Raw genomic sequence first — 17,772 nt, 5'->3', positions numbered from 1 at the left:
TTTGAATAGGGGTTTGGTGATTATTTATACATTAAAATTGCAAAGCTTCAAATACGAGCTCTTGCTGGTCATTTAAATAAATATGTACCGGTTGTTTGACGACATGCGGCGGAATGTCATCTGCCACGCAGTAAGTCCCTGCAATAGAAACCAATTCTGCTTCCAAAGAGTGACAAAAAATACGTGCAGTCGTGTTCCCACCAGCTCCGGCAATGACTCTACCACGAGCACTACCATAAATATGTATATTTCCTGAAGCAATTACTTCTGAACCGCTATTAATCCCAGCATTAATAATGATATCGCCATGGTCTTGAACTAAACATTGACCTGTACGCAAAATTTCATTGTGATACGACGTAGCATGACGAATGGTCGGTACTTCGACTGCAGCAATTTTATCTTCGGTTTTTTCTTCTGCAGGCGCGGGCTCTTCAACCACTTGTTCGCGTGTCGGTTTAACTTGTTGTAGTTTACGATCTGCAGGAACCACGGGAAATTGGATGGCACGCGCTTGGTCAGATAGCGGACCTTCAGTGACACCAATCGGTTGAATTTCAATACTAATAAGCAGTTGAATCAGTGCAATTAGTTCTTGATCAACCGTACTTTCAATCACGGCTAATGTTCCGGGTGGAAAAGCCTTTTGGAACATTGGAGTAAGTTGCTGGCGGATCGCATCATGATCATTGGTATCGAGGTGAATGCGAATCGCATTGACCATTTTGCCTTTTATCCGTATATCAGCCATATTGAATCCTTGAGACTTCTAACTATTACTTTTGTGCCGAAGTAGTTATGTTGTAAATAGAGCAAATCCTAGAACAATTTGCATGAATACTCTAGCGGAGTTCGCAATTATTTTTGACTAAGTGTTTATTCTGTAGCTTGGTCCTGTTCCTGCATAATCTGCTGCCACTGTTTTACTTTCACTTGCTTACGAATAGCCTCTAGACTTTCAAAAACCGCAGAGCGAACCAACTCATCCAGCTGGACATTATTTTCGATTTCAATACGGCTAACACGCTGTGAAATGTCTAAATATAGATTGGGTTTTTGAGCCGTCGATGTATTGGGATAAGCCAATGGGGAAATTAAACCTTGGGTAATATTTTCACCCAAACGTTGCCCGATACTTTGAATCTGCTGTTCAATGCGGCTGCCAACGATTGGCACTAAGCGCAATAGCTGCGTGAGCTCGGGGGTATCTTCAATGGCCTGACTGACGATTTGTCCGACATTTTTGGCGATCAATTCACGTTCAGTACGTAGCTCTTTGCTTAAATTTTCTTGCAAAATCTCAGCTAAAACTTGGGTGAACATCTCACGGTGATGCTGCACAAGATTACTAATTAGGTCTTTATGGGTTGTACTGGTATTGAGCTCATGCTTAACACCATCTAACACGGTAAGTACCACACGATCTGACAGTTCTTCCATCACGACTCGATAGTAGAACAATGCCTTTTTCTGCCATGCAGAAGGCACGATTTGATAGCCCATTTCATACAGTCGATAAGCAATAATGCCCGCACGAAATAAACGCAGGAAACGTAAATGCGGCACAATAGCTAAAATTTCGTACCAATGTATAAACGGGAAGAAGAACCAGCGCTGATGGTGCTTGTTGATGATGGCAATCGCCCAGCGCACCAACAATTCTACAATCAAAAAGATAATGAACCACGCTTCGGTAGTAATCACCCATGGATGTAAATGTTCACGGTAAAAACTCAGCACATCGGGCAGGTGGATACTGTTAAAGAACCAACTGCCAAGATTGCTCATGAGGAAAAAGTTCATGCACAGGCAGAACAAGTTAAAAACAATAATAAACACCATGAATATGTCATAAATCAAAAACAGTTTGAATGACCAACTGTTTGGATTGACATGATGATATTTAGATTTCTTGTTTTGCGGCATGCTGTTCTGCGACATAAAACTTCTTCTTAATTATTCAGTAACTGAGTATTTAGCTTTCATACGAGTAATGAGTTGGTCTTTCTCCGTCCACAGCTCATCCACCCAATGCTGAAATTTTTCACGGAATTCTGCATCATCTTCATAGTTGCCGCCATGCACCCACGTTGGAATTTCAATTTTACGTAAATCCACGGCGATACGTGGAACTTCACCTAGCCAAAATTCGCCATAACCTGGTGCACCATTTGGATAGACGATGGTCATATCTACGAGAGCATCAACTTGATCCCCTAAAATATTGAGTGCTAGTGCTAAACCACCCGCTTTTGGCTTAAGAAGGTTTTGATACGGTGATTGCTGTTGCGCATGTTTTTCAGGGGTAAAGCGAGTGCCTTCCAAATAGTTCAGCAGGGTAAAAGGCTGGCTCAATAACTGTTCACAAGATTTACGCGCTTCTTCCATATCTCGATATTTAAGTTCAGGATTTTTCGCGATTTGTTCTTTGCTGTGTCGTTTCATCATTGGAAAGCCTAAAATTTTAAAAGCTTGTCCCACAAATGGAATGAAAATGAGCTCCCATTTGGTAAAGAAACGTGTCAGTGGCATACGGGTTAAACCAAAATATTGGTTAACTGTTGTATCGACCCAACTCTGATGGTTACAGGTCATGAGATAGCGACCATGCAAATTTAAGTCGAGGCCTTCATCGATGGTGATATCCCATTTTGTGTTGGGTAAAACGTGATCAATTAACCAGTTATTGACCGTGAGCCAACTGTTGGTAATTTTTATGTTGGTTTCATCAACCTTTTTTGATTTTTTAAAGAGTTTGGTTAGACCAAGGGCTAGTACAGGAGGACCATGGAAAAAAGTACTGCCTGTCATAACTGAACCGACGGTAAGTCCTTTGCTAATTTTTTTTAGTGTCGGTTGCTTATTTGTTTGAGATGACATATAAAAAGTCCTAGCGGAAATTGTCCAAATAATGATTGATTCTAATAAATATAGTTCGAGTTGATTAAATAAAAAAGGGCATCTGCAGAACTGTGAAGAAATTGTGATGGAATTAACAAATAAATCTCGTATTCATATTACAAATTGTAACTAAACGTTTTATTATTAACAAAAAATCAATGGTTCAGCCATTTGTTTTACTTCATCATTTCAACCATACAACAAAACACAAAGAAGGAGGCATGCAATGCGTGCACTAGTAATTTCGGCAGTAGTTGGGGCAATGGCACTTACTGGTTGTCAAAACATGGAATATGACAAAGCAGCAATCGGTACTGGTCTAGGTGCTCTTTTAGGCGCTGGTATTGCTTATTCTAATGCTGATAAAGACAAAATGGGTCAAGCAGCTGCAATTGGTGCTGTAGTTGGCGCGGGTGCTGGTCTTCTTCTTGATAAGAAAGAACAACGTCTTAAACAAGAATTGGCTGGTACTGGTGTTGACGTAGGTCGTAATCCAGATGGTTCGATCAACCTTGTAATGCCATCAGTAACTTTCGCAACTAACTCTTCAACTATTCAATCTCAGTTCCAATCTGCGTTGAATGACGTTGCTAAAGTATTGCGTGAAGACGGTACTGCAAACAAACTTGCAATCGTTGTACATGGTCACACAGACAACACTGGTTCTGATGCGATCAACAACCCACTTTCTCAAAACCGTGCAAACTCAGTGAAAAACTACCTAGCATCTCAAGGTATTTCTTCAACTCGTATTACTGCACGTGGTTACGGTTCAACTTCTCCAGTAGCGGATAACTCAACTGCTGCAGGTCGTGAACAAAACCGTCGCGTAGAAATCTCAGTTTACGAAACTAAATAAGTTTTAGTTCGAAACGAAAGGCCACCCTCGGGTGGCTTTTTTTATGGCATTTTTAATGACCGATAAAATACATTTTGCATTAGGCAAGATCGTTTCAGATGACTATAATCATCCTCGAATTAATAAGAGGAAAGACTATGTCACTGGCAAGTCAGTTGAACGACAAGCAACTTGAAGCAATGAAATACACTCAAGGACCCTTGTTAGTACTTGCAGGGGCAGGTTCAGGCAAAACATCGGTGATTACCCGTAAAATTGCCTATTTGGTGAAGCATTGTGGTATTCCTGCGCACCGTATCACCGCGATGACCTTTACCAACAAAGCTGCGCGTGAAATGAAAGAGCGTGTGACGAAGCTGATGAGCCGTGAAGAGGCAAAAGGGCTGTCGGTTTCTACATTCCATAACTTCGGGCTAAACATGCTCCGTTTGGAATTAAAAAATACACCACTGAAAAATAACTTTTCAATTTTAGATGCAGATGACTGCAAACGCATTTTGATGGACTTAATGCATCGCGACAATTTATCCGGTGCAGAAAGTAAAGAGCTGATTGCCAAAGCCATGAAAATGATTTCAGATTGGAAAAACGATCTGATTCCACCTGAGCAAGCGCATACCACCTGTGAAACAGCAGAAGACGTTCAGTTTGCACATCTGTATCAACTGTATGAGCGTAATTTACGTGCCTACAATGCTGTGGATTTTGATGATTTGATTGTCATGCCGACGCGCTTATTACAAGAAAATGCAGAAGTGCGTGATCGTTGGCAAAATCGAATCCGCTATTTATTGGTCGACGAATATCAAGATACCAACACCGCGCAATATATTTTGGTGAAATTACTCGTGGGTGTCATGGGACAGTTCACCGCGGTAGGTGATGATGACCAATCGATTTATGCATGGCGTGGTGCTAAGCCTGAGAATATGGCTTTATTGAAGGAAGATTTCCGTAATCTGAAAGTGATTAAGCTTGAGCAAAACTATCGCTCGACCAGTCGTATTTTAAAAGCTGCCAATACAGTTATTGGCAATAACCCACATATTTTCGATAAAAAGCTTTGGTCAGATAAAGGCCATGGTGAAGTGATCCGCGTGATTACTTGTCGTAATGACGATGATGAATCAGAACGCGTCGTAAAAGACTTGATTACGCACAAGCTGATGAACGGTAAAAATTGGAAAGACTACGCCATTTTATACCGTGGTAATTTCCAAGCGCGTGCTTTGGAGACACAGCTACGCCAAATGCAGATCCCGTATAAATTATCGGGTGGTCAGTCTTTCTTCGCTCGTGCTGAAATTAAGGACCTGATGAGCTACTTACGTTTGATCATCAACCCTGAAGATGACAGTGCATTCTTACGAATTATCAATACACCAAAACGTGCGATTGGCCCTGTGACTTTGGAAAAGCTTGGTCTATTTGCGCAGGAAAGTAATTTATCCTTACTCAGTGCAGCAGGCGACCAGCGCTTAAGTATGGCGATTCCGAAAAAAGCCACAACCCAATTGGCCGAATTTGCGGACTTTATTTCGACCTTTACCCGTGAATTGTTAGAAGATGATGAGCCTGTTCCGATCATTCGTCGCATGATGATAGAAGCGGGTTATATCGACTATGTGAAAGAGTCGGCAGCAACGCCAGCACAGGAAAAAACCAAACTCGATAACATTGAAGTGCTGTATAGCAGTATTCAAAGTTTGATTAACCGTGCAGAAGATGTAGATGAAAAGAACATTGAAAGTGTGATTCGTAAAATGGTGTTGCTCGATATGTTAGAACAGCAACAAGAAGAAGAAGACACTGATAAAGTCAATTTGTTAACACTCCATGCGTCGAAAGGTCTGGAATTTCCATTTGTTTATTTGATTGGTCTAGAAGAAGAAATTCTGCCGCATAAGAACTCCATTGCTGCCGACACGGTCGAGGAAGAACGTCGACTGATGTACGTGGGGATTACTCGTGCACGTCAAGGTTTAACCATGACTTTGGCTGAGCAACGTAAAGCCGGTGGGCAAATGCGACAAATGACACCAAGCCGTTTCTTGGATGAACTACCACAAGATGAATTGGAGTGGTTAGGACGCAAGAAAAAGCTAGCAGGGGATATCGATCCTAAACAGCAAGCACAGCATTATTTAGAAAATTTACGTGCGCTGATTAAGCGTTAAAGCTTAAAGCGTAGATTATTTTTATTTTTTGAAAATTCGTTTTATTGAAACAGGAATGAACCATGAAAGTTCAAGTTAAAGTTCTCGACACACGTTTAGGTACAGAATGGCCAATGCCAACTTATGCAACAGCAGGTTCGGCAGGCCTTGATCTACGTGCATGTGTAGAAGAGACTACCGTGATTGAGCCGGGTCAAACTGTTCTGGTAAAAACAGGCCTATCGATTTATATCGAAGACACTAACTTTGCAGGTTTAATTTTGCCGCGTTCAGGCTTAGGTCATAAACACGGAATCGTGTTGGGTAACTTGGTCGGTTTGATTGACTCAGACTACCAAGGTGAATTGATGGTATCTGTTTGGAACCGTAGCCAAACGGCATTTAGCCTAGAGCCGGGTGAGCGTTTAGCACAATATGTTTTAGTGCCAGTTGTACAAGCTCAGTTTGATATTGTGGATGAGTTTGAAGCCACTGAACGTGGTGCAGGCGGTTTTGGTCATACAGGTAAAAACTAATCAGCGCTAAACATATTGCTGCAGTGCGTTGACAAGTAACATGCCTGCAATCAAGTAGCTAATAAAAAACCATCCTCGTGATGGTTTTTTATTTAAATTTTAAATTTATTCATAATATCTAGATTTTTATCGTGAAAGATTATGGTGCCTACCAGAGAGTGTTGAATTCTGATGAACTTAATACGTTTATACTTTTGAATGACATGAATATCTGAATCAATGATGAGTGATTTTATTTTGATCAATTTACTATATGTGTACAGAGTGGATTTTGAATATAAAAAATCTTGGAAAAGTAAAAATTTAATTAGATAAAAGAAAATAAGCAAGTTAATTAAATGTAACTCAAAGATTTATTTATGAAAATAATCTTGAAAACAAGAAGTAATGTTAGATTGTTGTCAGATTTTTGGTCAGTGCTTAAATATTATTAATTGATTATTAACTAAAATTGTTATAAAAAAGTTATACTTTTTTACAGGATTTTATCCTTTAATTAAAAGCTTAAATTCTCATGAGAATTTTAGATTTTTTAATTAATAAAGATGTAATTAGAAGAACATAGTATGGGTTCACTGTTTAATCACTTTCCGCAACATATTTTTCGTGCATATGATATTCGCGGGAAAATATCGCTATTAAATGCTGATTTAGTTCAGTCGATTGCTTACGGCTTAGTAAAACAATATTTAGATGCAGGTCAAAAGAGCCTTGCTATTGGCTATGATGCGCGTTTAACCAGTCCAACCTATGCAACAATAATTCAAAAAGTCTGCCATGATGCTGGCCTTGAAGCGGAAATTATTGGCTGCTGCTCAAGCCCGATGTTGTATTTTATTGCGGGACAATTTCAAGGCAATGGCATTATGGTGACGGCGAGCCATAATCCAAAATCAGATAATGGTATCAAGTGGATTATCAAAGGTGAGCCACCTTGCCCGGAGATGATTCAACACGTCGCAGTCGAAGCACGAAATTGTTTCTCATCGGAACGTGTGCATTTGATGACTAAACTTGAGCCACACGAAATCAAGCCTGAATATTGTTTGGCCTATCAGAAATTTATTTTAGATGACATTCATTTACAGCAACCGCTTAAAGTGGTGATCGATGGCATGCATGGTTCAGCTGGGCATTGTGCAGCCTTATTATTAAACAAATTAGGCTGTGAAGTTTTGGCACTACGTTGCCAAGCCGATGGTCATTTCCCTGATCATGCTCCAGATCCATCACAGCTCAAACATTTAACTCACCTTCGCCAAGCCATACAGTTGCAAAAGGCCGATATTGGCATTGCTTTAGATGGTGATGGTGATCGTTTAGTGTTAATTGATGAAACTGGCAAAGTGGTTTCTGCAGATCGATTATTATGTTTATTTGCTGAAATTTGTTTGACTCAAAAACCACATGCAGAAGTGGTATTTGATGTGAAATGTTCAACGATGATTCGCGATACTGTGAGTGATCTAGATGCGCAGCCTGTCATGATTCGAACAGGCAGTAGTTTTTTGCGAAAGTATATTTCCCAATCTAAAGGCAAAGCGGTTTTTGGTGGTGAATACGCAGGGCATTATGTTTTTAATGACGGTCGTGGTGGTGGCTATGACGACGGTCTATATGCTGCCTTAAGGGTATTAGAATATATTCAAACTCAGGGGCTGACATTGTCAGAAGCTTTGGCGAAATATCCGGAGCGCTTTAGTACCGAAGATTTATATGTCAGTACGCATCAGCATGATCCAGCGGAAGTTTTAAAGCAGGTTGAAGCCAATTCTACGCGAATTCCGGCACAAATCAGTAAAATTGATGGAATACGCCTTGATTTTGATGATGGATTTGGCATCATTCGAGCATCGAATACAGGTGAGTATTTCACTTTACGCTTTGATGCCAACTCATCAGCACGCTTAAAAGAAATACGAGATCTGTTTGTTTCCATGTTAGTTGAGCACTATCCAGACATTGCTCATGACATTCCAGATGCTCAATAAGGAGAGGCAAATGCCACATCAACATACTGGCATCGACAAAGCACAAATCCTGACGGAAGCTTTGCCGTATATTCAACGTTTTGCGGGTAAGACGCTGGTAGTGAAGTATGGTGGTAATGCCATGACCGATCCTGAGCTTGAGAGCTCATTTGCACGTGATATCGTGCTGCTGAAAACGGTTGGTTTAAATCCGATTGTGGTTCATGGCGGTGGTCCACAAGTGGATTCATTCCTCAAACAATTAGGCCGTGAGTCTGATCGTATCGACGGTATGCGCGTGACTGATCCTGCAACGATGGAAGTTGTCGAGATGGTCTTGGGCGGCAGCGTGAACAAATCGATTGTGAACTTAATCAATAAACACGGTGGCCGTGCAATTGGTTTAACGGGTAAAGATGGTAATTTGATCCGTGCGCAAAAATTATTGATGGAAAAAACAGCCGAAGATGGTTCAGTAAAACAGATTGATTTAGGTCTAGTTGGCGAAGTGGTTGGTGTGAAAACTGACGTACTTGAAATGTTTACCCAAAGCGATTTTATTCCTGTGATTGCACCATTAGGTGTAGACGAAGACGGCAACACCTATAACATCAATGCTGACTTGGTTGCAGGTAAAGTGGCTGAAGCATTGGGTGCGGAAAAGCTAATTTTATTGACCAATATCACGGGTGTTTTAGACGAAAATAAAAATCTGCTGACTGGGTTAACCACCCAAGAAGTCGATCGTTTGATTGAAACTGGCGTGATCTATGGCGGCATGATTCCGAAAGTTGGCTGTGCATTAGATGCAGTCAAAGGCGGCGTAATCAGCGCACATATTGTTGATGGTCGTGTACCTCATGCAACATTACTTGAAATCTTTACGGATCATGGTGTGGGTACATTAATCACCAATCGAACCAATGTGAAAAAAGCTTAAGATACTTAGCATTTTTTGATATAAAAAAGCCTCTTTTGAGGCTTTTTTATTATTTATCAGTTGGCTAAGTAACTTTTGAAAAGATCAAATAATGTATTTGCCCTGTTGGATTATAAAAACTCTTATAATGGCGCCGATTTTAGATTTACAACAACTAAAACTGTCATGCACAATAGAGAAATCATAGATTTACTGCAGAAATGATCGATATGTGCCAGCTGCTCGGAATGAATTGTGCGACTCCTACCGATATTACTTTTTCGTTTCGGGGATTTTCGCAGCGAGCAGGAATTACCTCAGATCATTGTGATGGCTTTGGTATCGCTTTTTTTGAAGATAAAGCATGTCGTTTATTTGTCGACAATCAATCTGCTGTAGAGTCTCCGATTGCTGAGCTGATCCGAAACTATCCGATTAAATCTCGCAATGTGATTGCACACATTCGTAAAGCGACGCAAGGCAAAATTAATCTTGAAAACTCACATCCATTTAGTCGTGAATTGTGGGGCAGACAGTGGATTTTTGCGCATAATGGCGACCTGCATGGCTTTCAGCCTGAGCTCACAGGGCGCTTCAGCCCCGTCAGCAATACCGACAGTGAATTGGCCTTTTGCTATTTGCTCGAGCAAATGGTGAAACGTTTTGGTTATACCGAACCTACACTCGATCAGGTGTTTGATCTGTTATTAGAAATTTCTCCTAAAATTGCAGAACATGGCACCTTTAATTTTTGTTTGTCGAATGGGCAGGCGCTATTTAGTTATGCGATTACCAAGCTGCATTGGCTGGTTCGAGAGTTTCCATTTCAGCCTGCACAGTTGATTGATATTGATGTTGAAGTCGATTTTAGTGAAGTCACTACGCCTGAAGACCGTGTTGCCGTGATTACCACTGAACCCCTAACGCAAAACGAAGTTTGGACAGCATTTGAGCCGGGTGAAATGATTTTATTTCAACATGGTCGTCCAATTCGTGCTGCAAAGACGGTTGTTGAACGTTTAGAACGTGAGCGGCTGGACCCATCTTTAAAACGTGTCACACGTGCAGATCAGTATTAATTTTGAATGAAAGATATTCATTATAAAAATGAATATCTTACACTTTATTGAATTAAGGGTGTTTTCTAAGATATTGAATTGATTAAAAAATATCTTAGCTTTATACTCGGGATTAAATAAATTAACATAATAAAAACAATTGATTACAATATAAATGGCAGTATTTCAATTAAAACCAACCTTTTTACTTCATTTTTATTTAAGTTCTTTAATTATATGATGAAATTTACGTGATAAGTCCTTCATATTTATAGGTGGTCGTAATGAAAATGAAATGGGTTCCAGAATACAATACTGGTATCGATGTGATTGACGATCAACACAAACGGATTCTTGACTACATCAATGAAATTGATGGCATTGACGCAAATACAGATCGTGATCGTGTAAAACAAATTCTGGAAAACATTATTGATTACACTCAATCACATTTTACCTTCGAAGAATCTTTACAAGAAGAAGCGGGTTATAAATATCGTGTGCCGCATAAACGTGTACATGATTTATTTATTAAAAAAATTGAATCTTATCGTGACCGTTTTGAAATGGGGCATGCGATTGAAAATGAATTACATGAAGTGCTTTCAAAATGGCTGATTAACCATATTCAGCACGATGATGCTGATTATGTCGGTGCGGTTAAAGAAAATATGATGGGTATCATCAAAGAAAAAGAAAAGAAAAAAGGCAAAAATTGGTTTGCACGTTTCTTTTCATAACCTCAAAAAATGAAATAAAAACAATTAAATTCTAATAATATCATTTGCGCAGCAAATCACCTTTAAGGTGATTTGCTTTTTGTTTTTGATTTTCAAGGCACAGCAAGGCAAAATAGCGCTAGAATTTTCAAAGGAATTTGTCATGCAGGACAATGCGATGTCGAAATGGTTATCGCCACTGATGGCGTTCTGTTTATCTTTTATCATTATTGCAACTTTAGCACCGGTAACAGGTATTCAAATTGAACGTCAGCTAGATTTCTGGCTGTTGTGGCTAGGTACAATGCTTATTTTAGCTTTACCGCTATGTTATTTGGAAATTGCTTTAGCAAAACGTTCAAAAACCACAGCAGTTCAAGCACTGTCTTCGCTAACACGTGATGCGGATGCTTCACCCAAATGGCGTGTAGTCGGTTGGCTTGCCGTAGTATTTATTCCATTTTTAGCAGGTGCCATGCTTTCAGCCGCATCGCAATATGTGGCAATTTTTACAGCTAATGGCTTTGCCTATAGCATGATTTTGGCTGTCCTTGCGGTCATTGCATTTGCATTGTCGTTTGTACCACGCCAATTTTTAGTGATTTTGACCGCTATTGGTGTGATTGCTGCAGTAGTCTTAGCGAATGTTATGGGAACTGCCTTACCAGAGTGGAAAATGACTGCGCTCGAATTTAGTGAATGGGGCAATGCAACTGTCTTGGCGCTCGTAGCAAGTGGTTTGGGGATGGGCTTGTACTGGCAGTCAAGTTTACCAGCCGTGAAGCAACAAGAGATTGCAAGCAAAACGGTATTTCCAATTTGGATCGCTCAACTTTTGGCAGTGGTTGCTTTTGCCTTTTTCGCAGCAAAAGCACAAGTACCTGCTTTAGCACTGGTTGTGGGTTTAGTCGCAGCTTCAGCATTGCTGATTCAAATGGCACGTGAACAATTACAACAACGCCAATTGGCCGTAGTGGTGCAATGGGCGATTTTATTGGTTGCGGTTTTTGTATGGGCACTGAGCACTGTTGTTCCAGTATTTAATATTGCCTTATTGATTTGGGGCTTAATTATTTGTCTGATTTATGCGATTTTCGCAGGGTGGATTATGAAGATTAGTCATCTACGTAAGTCAATGAACTTCAGTCATGAAACCTTTTATAATATTTGGCGTATTGCCGTACGTATCGTAGTGCCCTTGTCAATAATATTGGCATTGGTGGCTGTGATTGGGCAGTTATTCTAATGACAGCTCAGTTACAAGTGTGGGTGGCTTATGCGAGCGTGGAACAGCAGATATTAATTCCTCTAATCTTTAATCCCGGTATGACGGTTGAAGATGCTATTGTGCAAAGTGGCATTCGAAAACAAGTAGATTTACCAGAAGTATTAACACTAGGAATCTTCGGGGCGCGTGTAAGCGATTCATCTCAGTTACTTGAAGCAGGTGATCGTGTCGAAATCTATCGTGCATTAACCATTAATCCGAAAGATATTCGTCGTAATCGCGCCAAGAAAAATCCCGTTGGTCGTTATTGTCGAGGCAATCGTTTCAAACAATTGTACTTATAAAAAAAACCCCTAAATTTAGGGGTTTATTTTTATCTGAAAGCGACTATAGTGGTGGCGCCGTTAAAATCGCTTCTTTAGAACCTGGTAAGCCAGGTTGAGACTCTGGAATGGTTTCTAAGCCTTCAATTTTTTGAACGATACCGTTTTGGTCAAAGAAGATTTTTAAGTGTTGACCATGTGCAGCAGGAATCTTGGCTTTTTTAGCATATGTTCCTGGGGTATACTTATAAATGTAGTCCCAACGTAACGGATTCATTGGATCGGCAACAGTTGGACTACCTAGCAAAAAGCGAACTTGTTGGTGGCTCATTCCCACTTGAATTTTAGCCGCTTGTGCTTGAGTTAAAGGTGTACCTTGTGGAATATCAACTTTATAAACGCCCAAGGTTGAACAGCCTACGAGCAATGAAGTGACAAATAACGTCAGCATGATTTTTTGCATTTTGCTAAACTATCCCAAATTAATTATGATGCATTTGATCCAAGGATAGATCATACTGCATCTAAACTTTGTTGCATATTCCAACTTTAATTTTGTTGAGAGACCTTTTTTCATGCCTATTTCAAATCAAGATTTACGTAAAGCTGGACTTAAAGTTACACTTCCACGAATTAAAATATTGGAATTGCTTGAAAATTCAAGACAACATCACTTAAGCGCAGAAGATATTTATAAGACTTTACTTGAACAGGGTGAAGATGTGGGTTTAGCAACTGTGTATCGCGTGTTAACACAGTTTGAAGCTGCAGGTATTATTCAACGCCATCATTTTGAAAACAATCATTCTGTTTTTGAGATTATGCAAGAAGATCACCATGACCATATTGTGTGTCAAAACTGCAATAAAGTGGTGGAATTTACTAATGATGTGATTGAGCATGAGCAACATCAAGTGGCAGAAAAATTTGGTTTCCAACTTACAGGTCACTCATTAAATCTTTATGGCTATTGTGATGCGCCTGAATGCCAAGAAGCATATCGTAAAAAATAATCCGATGCGGATGAGAATGAATAAAAAACAGACTTCATGTGAAGTCTGTTTTTTATTTCCGAAAGCGTTTAAGCAAAATTAATGTTGACCATCAAAGGTAATATTTGAATTTGCACGCAGTAAATGCTCACCGCCTTCTTCAGACAATTTAATTTGTAGACGCAGGTCGTTCGGTGAGTCGGCATGTTTGAGCGCATCTTTGTAGCTAATTTGCTTGGCTTTATAAAGGTCATATAAGGCTTGGTCAAAGGTTTGCATACCTAGTTCACGAGAACGCTTCATCAGGTCTTTAATTTCATGCACTTCACCCTTACGGATTAAGTCTGAAATTAAAGGTGAGTTGATCAAAATCTCAATGGCAGCACGACGTGAATTACCATCAATGGTTGGAATCAACTGCTGCGCAACCATTGCTTTTAAGTTCAAAGACAAGTCCATGAATAGCTGACTATGACGATCTGCTTCAAAGAAGTGAATGATACGATCGATGGCCTGGTTGGCGTTGTTGGCATGCAGTGTTGCAAAAACCAAGTGACCGGTTTCAGCAAAGGCAATCGCATAGTCCATAGTTTCTCGTGAACGAATCTCACCAATCAGAATCACGTCAGGTGCCTGACGTAGCGTATTTTTTAAGGCAACTTCGAAAGAGTCGGTATCAATACCCACTTCACGTTGGGTAATGATACAGCCTCGGTGTTGGTGTACAAATTCAATCGGGTCTTCAATTGTAATGATATGACCTTTGCTATTTTCATTACGATAGCCAATCAAAGATGCCAAAGAGGTTGATTTACCTGTACCCGTTGCACCTACGAAAATGATAATGCCACGCTTGGTCATCGCTAATTCTTTTAAAATCGGCGGTAATTTCAACTCATCCATCGTTGGGATAACGGTTTCGATACGACGCAGCACCATACCTGGCTGGTCACGTTGTTGAAAGGCGCTGACACGAAAACGAGCAGATTTACTGGTATTACTAATGGCAAAGTTACATTCGCGCGTATCGGCAAATTCCTTACGCTGTTTGTCAGACATAATCGAATGTAAGATTTGACCGACAGTCGGGCCCGGTAACTTAGTCGAGCCAATTGGCAAAATTTGCCCATTGATCTTAATCGAGGGTTCAACATCGGCTGTAATAAACAAATCCGATGCTTTTTTCTCCACCATATAATCAAGTAAGCCGTTAAAATCCATAACGATCGCCCCAGAAAAATAAAAAAATTACAAGAAAGATTCGGGTTGTTTCGCTGCAGTCCGTGCAGTTTGCGTACTAATAATGCCTTTTGCGACAAGGTTTTTTAAGCTTTGATCGAGTGTGGTCATACCGTAGTTGGCACCCGTTTGAATCGCAGAATACATTTGCGCGACTTTGTTTTCACGAATCAAGTTACGGATCGCAGGAATACCGATCATGATTTCATGCGCAGCCACACGACCGCCACCATTTTTCTTGAGTAGGGTTTGTGAAATTACGGCTTGAAGTGATTCAGATAACATGGCACGAACCATGTCTTTTTCTTCAGCAGGGAATACGTCAATCACACGGTCAATGGTTTTTGCGGCAGAGGTTGTATGGAGTGTACCGAAGACCAAGTGACCGGTTTCAGCAGCTGTCAGCGCCAAACGAATGGTTTCAAGGTCACGCATCTCACCGACTAAGATAATATCCGGGTCTTCACGCAGTGCGGAACGAAGTGCTTCGTTAAAGCCGTGCGTATCACGGTGTACTTCACGTTGGTTGACCAAGCATTTTTTTGATTCGTGTACAAATTCGATCGGGTCTTCGACCGTTAAAATATGGTCATATCGGTTGTCGTTAATGTAATCGACCATCGCAGCAAGCGTGGTTGATTTACCCGAACCTGTTGGACCGGTCACCAATACGATGCCACGTGGATATTCACAAATATCTTTGAAGATTTGGCCCATGCCAAGATCTTCAATGGTTAGTACTTTTGAAGGAATGGTACGGAATACGGCACCAGCACCACGGTTTTGGTTAAATGCGTTCACACGGAAACGAGCCACACCAGGTACTTCAAATGAAAAGTCAGTTTCTAATTTTTCTTCGTAATCACGACGCTGTTTATCGTTCATGATGTCGTAAACCAATTTGTGCACTTCTTTATGTTCAAGAGCAGGAAGGTTGATACGACGAACTTCACCATCCACACGAATCATTGGTGGCATACCAGAAGATAAATGTAAATCCGAAGCGTTATTTTTGGCAGCAAAGGCCAATAGTTCTGTAATGTCCATAAAATCCCCGAGATAAAAATTAAATCTTAATTATTTTGATAGAATAATAAGGCTTTCCCACAGCTTAACCAACACTTAGTTGCAGGGCAATGCAAAAAAAGATGAATGAAATGAGAACCCCGTCAATGAATAAACTTCAAGAAGCACGAAATCAAGTCTTGCAGCAAATTGAGCAGGCTTGCCAACTTGCGGGTCGACCACAGCAATCGGTTGAATTGTTGGCTGTATCTAAGACGCATCCTGCTGAAATGCTAAGAGAAATGTATGCAACGGGGCAACGCTCATTTGGTGAAAATTATCTGCAAGAAGCGCTTGAAAAAATTGAGGCTTTGGCAGATTTAGAGATTGATTGGCATTTCATTGGTCATGTACAGCGCAATAAAACCAAACATTTGGCTTCAAACTTTGCTTGGGTGCATGGGGTAGACCGTTTGATTATTGCGGAGCGTTTATCAAGCCAGCGAGAAGCGACGCAAGCACCTTTGAATATTTGCCTACAAGTCAATATTGATGCGCAAGATACGAAGGATGGCTGTCAGCCGAATGAAGTAGCAGGTTTGGTCGCACAGATTTCTACGCTACCGAATTTACGCTTACGTGGACTGATGGTGATTCCTGCTCCAAACAATCCGCAAGCGTTTGCTGATGCCAAAGCGCTCTTTGAACACGTCAAAGCACAGCATGTGAAACCTGAAGATTGGGATACCTTAAGTATGGGGATGTCAGGTGATATGGTGGATGCGATTGCTGCAGGTTCAACGATGGTTCGTGTGGGAACAGCGCTGTTTGGTGCACGTGATTATTCGAAATAGGACAGAAGATTCAGCCTGCTTTCAAAAACCAAGCTTATAAAGTGTAAGCACAGCAGATAAGTTTTCACAATGGATGAAACCTATGGGTTCAAAGTGAGCCTTTTAATTTGAACTTTCCATTAAAGTTGAGTACAAAATAATCAGGATGTTTTTGATTTTGAAGTAATTCAACACTAGGACAAATAGGGAAGTTCATGACGGCATATTATCAGTTGATTCAACGCGAAGTAGATGCGCAAGGCTGTGTCACGGCACATTACCGTTCGACCGATTTAGCACAAGGTGCATGGAATGCACATGAACAGCACATGGCGCCTGCTACAGGAATTATTTGTGCTGAATTAAATCAATTTTCGCCACGTGAAGGCATGCGAATCGGGCGCATCAGCCTAGATATTTTGGGCTTAATTCCTGCTGGAGAGTTTCAAATAATTACGCAAGTGATCCGTCCTGGAAAAACTATTGAGTTGATTGAATCTGAAATGCGGGCGCAGGGCAAAAGCTGTATTGTCGCAAGGACATGGCGAATGATGACGCAAAACTCAATAGATATTTCTGGAGTTGAAGATCATCAGGTTTGGGGGCCAGAAAATGCGCCCATTTGGGAAGGGATATACCAATGGCCGGGCGGGTTTATTCAGTCGATTGAAGCTCGAAGTCATGAGCGACGAGCTGGTAAAGGTATTGTTTGGTTGACTACAACATATGACATGATTGAAGGTCAAACAACCGTAGATTTTGTCAGGTTAATGGGGTTAGTTGACACCGCGAATGGCATCGTACCGCGGCAGGAATTTCCCGTAAAATGGGGCTTTCCAAACTTAGATTTGCAGATTCATTTGTACCGTATCCCGGCAGGGAAATGGCTTGGACTAGAAACGGTTCAACAATATGGAACAGATGGAATCGGTTTAAGTAGTACGATTCTGCATGATCTACAAGGTCCATTTGGACGCAGTGAACAGATTTTAACGCTACGTCCACTTGGGACGTAGCGAGCTAGAGAAGCAAAA

18 protein-coding genes are annotated in these 17,772 nt (G+C 40.7%); 12 read left to right on the top strand and 6 right to left on the bottom strand.

The genetic code is table 11. The features are described 5' to 3' along the window. Positions 1-31 precede the first annotated feature (31 nt). The 3 genes from minC to FTV04_RS09680 form a co-directional block, all read right to left on the bottom strand. Positions 32-751 carry a septum site-determining protein MinC gene (minC, locus tag FTV04_RS09690; RefSeq protein ID WP_180089338.1) on the bottom strand — a complete coding sequence of 240 codons (720 nt, stop codon included), beginning with the start codon at positions 749-751 and terminating at the stop codon, positions 32-34. Between the two features lie 125 nt (positions 752-876). Beyond that, on the bottom strand, positions 877-1,941 hold the full coding sequence (locus FTV04_RS09685; RefSeq protein ID WP_373683471.1) for a preprotein translocase subunit SecA: 1,065 nt from the start codon (positions 1,939-1,941) through the stop codon (positions 877-879). Positions 1,942-1,956: 15 nt separating this feature from the next. Then, a complete protein-coding gene (locus tag FTV04_RS09680; protein WP_180063877.1) occupies positions 1,957-2,880 on the bottom strand; it encodes an acyltransferase in 924 nt (307 codons plus the stop codon). A 247-nt stretch (positions 2,881-3,127) separates the two neighbouring features. On the opposite strand from FTV04_RS09680, the gene FTV04_RS09675 reads away from it, so the two are divergent. The 9 genes from FTV04_RS09675 (at position 3,128) to FTV04_RS09635 (ending at position 12,690) form a co-directional block, all read left to right on the top strand. Beyond that, positions 3,128-3,760: an OmpA family protein gene (locus FTV04_RS09675; RefSeq protein WP_078190036.1), complete on the top strand. Its 633-nt coding sequence runs from the start codon at positions 3,128-3,130 to the stop codon at positions 3,758-3,760. A 137-nt stretch (positions 3,761-3,897) separates the two neighbouring features. Further along, the gene (locus FTV04_RS09670) at positions 3,898-5,937 is read left to right on the top strand and encodes a UvrD-helicase domain-containing protein (protein ID WP_078193107.1); all 2,040 of its coding nucleotides are present in this window, start codon (positions 3,898-3,900) and stop codon (positions 5,935-5,937) included. Between the two features lie 62 nt (positions 5,938-5,999). Then, entirely contained in the window at positions 6,000-6,452 is a 453-nt protein-coding gene (dut, locus tag FTV04_RS09665) for a dUTP diphosphatase (RefSeq protein ID WP_111885270.1), read from the top strand. Between the two features lie 566 nt (positions 6,453-7,018). Then, positions 7,019-8,443 (top strand): phosphomannomutase/phosphoglucomutase, encoded by a 1,425-nt coding sequence (locus FTV04_RS09660; RefSeq protein WP_180089337.1) that lies wholly within the window; start codon positions 7,019-7,021, stop codon positions 8,441-8,443. 10 nt (positions 8,444-8,453) lie between these two features. Further along, a complete protein-coding gene (argB, locus tag FTV04_RS09655) occupies positions 8,454-9,362 on the top strand; it encodes an acetylglutamate kinase (protein ID WP_078190033.1) in 909 nt (302 codons plus the stop codon). Positions 9,363-9,571: 209 nt separating this feature from the next. Beyond that, complete coding sequence (locus FTV04_RS09650) at positions 9,572-10,420, top strand: class II glutamine amidotransferase (protein WP_180089336.1); 849 nt, start codon at positions 9,572-9,574, stop codon at positions 10,418-10,420. A 263-nt stretch (positions 10,421-10,683) separates the two neighbouring features. After that, on the top strand, positions 10,684-11,139 hold the full coding sequence (locus FTV04_RS09645) for a bacteriohemerythrin (RefSeq protein WP_078190032.1): 456 nt from the start codon (positions 10,684-10,686) through the stop codon (positions 11,137-11,139). 142 nt (positions 11,140-11,281) lie between these two features. Beyond that, on the top strand, positions 11,282-12,364 hold the full coding sequence (locus tag FTV04_RS09640; protein WP_180022273.1) for a hypothetical protein: 1,083 nt from the start codon (positions 11,282-11,284) through the stop codon (positions 12,362-12,364). Further along, on the top strand, positions 12,364-12,690 hold the full coding sequence (locus tag FTV04_RS09635; RefSeq protein ID WP_180004252.1) for an RnfH family protein: 327 nt from the start codon (positions 12,364-12,366) through the stop codon (positions 12,688-12,690). The genes FTV04_RS09640 and FTV04_RS09635 overlap by 1 nt, the downstream gene beginning before the upstream one ends. A gap of 43 nt (positions 12,691-12,733) precedes the next feature. On the opposite strand, the gene FTV04_RS09630 is transcribed toward FTV04_RS09635, so the two are convergent. Continuing rightward, the gene (locus tag FTV04_RS09630; protein ID WP_078193102.1) at positions 12,734-13,132 is read right to left on the bottom strand and encodes an outer membrane protein assembly factor BamE; all 399 of its coding nucleotides are present in this window, start codon (positions 13,130-13,132) and stop codon (positions 12,734-12,736) included. A gap of 112 nt (positions 13,133-13,244) precedes the next feature. Here FTV04_RS09630 and fur point away from each other — a divergent pair, with 112 nt between their 5' ends. After that, on the top strand, positions 13,245-13,682 hold the full coding sequence (fur, locus tag FTV04_RS09625) for a ferric iron uptake transcriptional regulator (protein WP_078193101.1): 438 nt from the start codon (positions 13,245-13,247) through the stop codon (positions 13,680-13,682). Between the two features lie 78 nt (positions 13,683-13,760). Here the strand turns inward: fur and FTV04_RS09620 are convergent, their stop codons facing one another. Both FTV04_RS09620 and FTV04_RS09615 read right to left on the bottom strand, forming a co-directional pair. Further along, positions 13,761-14,882: a PilT/PilU family type 4a pilus ATPase gene (locus FTV04_RS09620; RefSeq protein ID WP_168379063.1), complete on the bottom strand. Its 1,122-nt coding sequence runs from the start codon at positions 14,880-14,882 to the stop codon at positions 13,761-13,763. Positions 14,883-14,909: 27 nt separating this feature from the next. Then, positions 14,910-15,947 (bottom strand): type IV pilus twitching motility protein PilT, encoded by a 1,038-nt coding sequence (locus tag FTV04_RS09615; protein ID WP_078190026.1) that lies wholly within the window; start codon positions 15,945-15,947, stop codon positions 14,910-14,912. A 125-nt stretch (positions 15,948-16,072) separates the two neighbouring features. Here FTV04_RS09615 and FTV04_RS09610 point away from each other — a divergent pair, with 125 nt between their 5' ends. Then, positions 16,073-16,759 carry a YggS family pyridoxal phosphate-dependent enzyme gene (locus FTV04_RS09610; RefSeq protein ID WP_180089335.1) on the top strand — a complete coding sequence of 229 codons (687 nt, stop codon included), beginning with the start codon at positions 16,073-16,075 and terminating at the stop codon, positions 16,757-16,759. A gap of 194 nt (positions 16,760-16,953) precedes the next feature. Further along, entirely contained in the window at positions 16,954-17,754 is an 801-nt protein-coding gene (locus tag FTV04_RS09605) for a thioesterase family protein (protein ID WP_180089334.1), read from the top strand. Positions 17,755-17,772: the final 18 nt, after the last annotated feature.

Source organism: Acinetobacter sp. YH12219, from assembly GCF_013417875.1.
In the GTDB taxonomy this organism is placed as follows: Bacteria; Pseudomonadota; Gammaproteobacteria; order Pseudomonadales; family Moraxellaceae; genus Acinetobacter; species Acinetobacter amyesii.
Note: the sequence above shows the minus strand (reverse complement) of the source record. Positions and strands in the feature narration are given on the sequence as shown.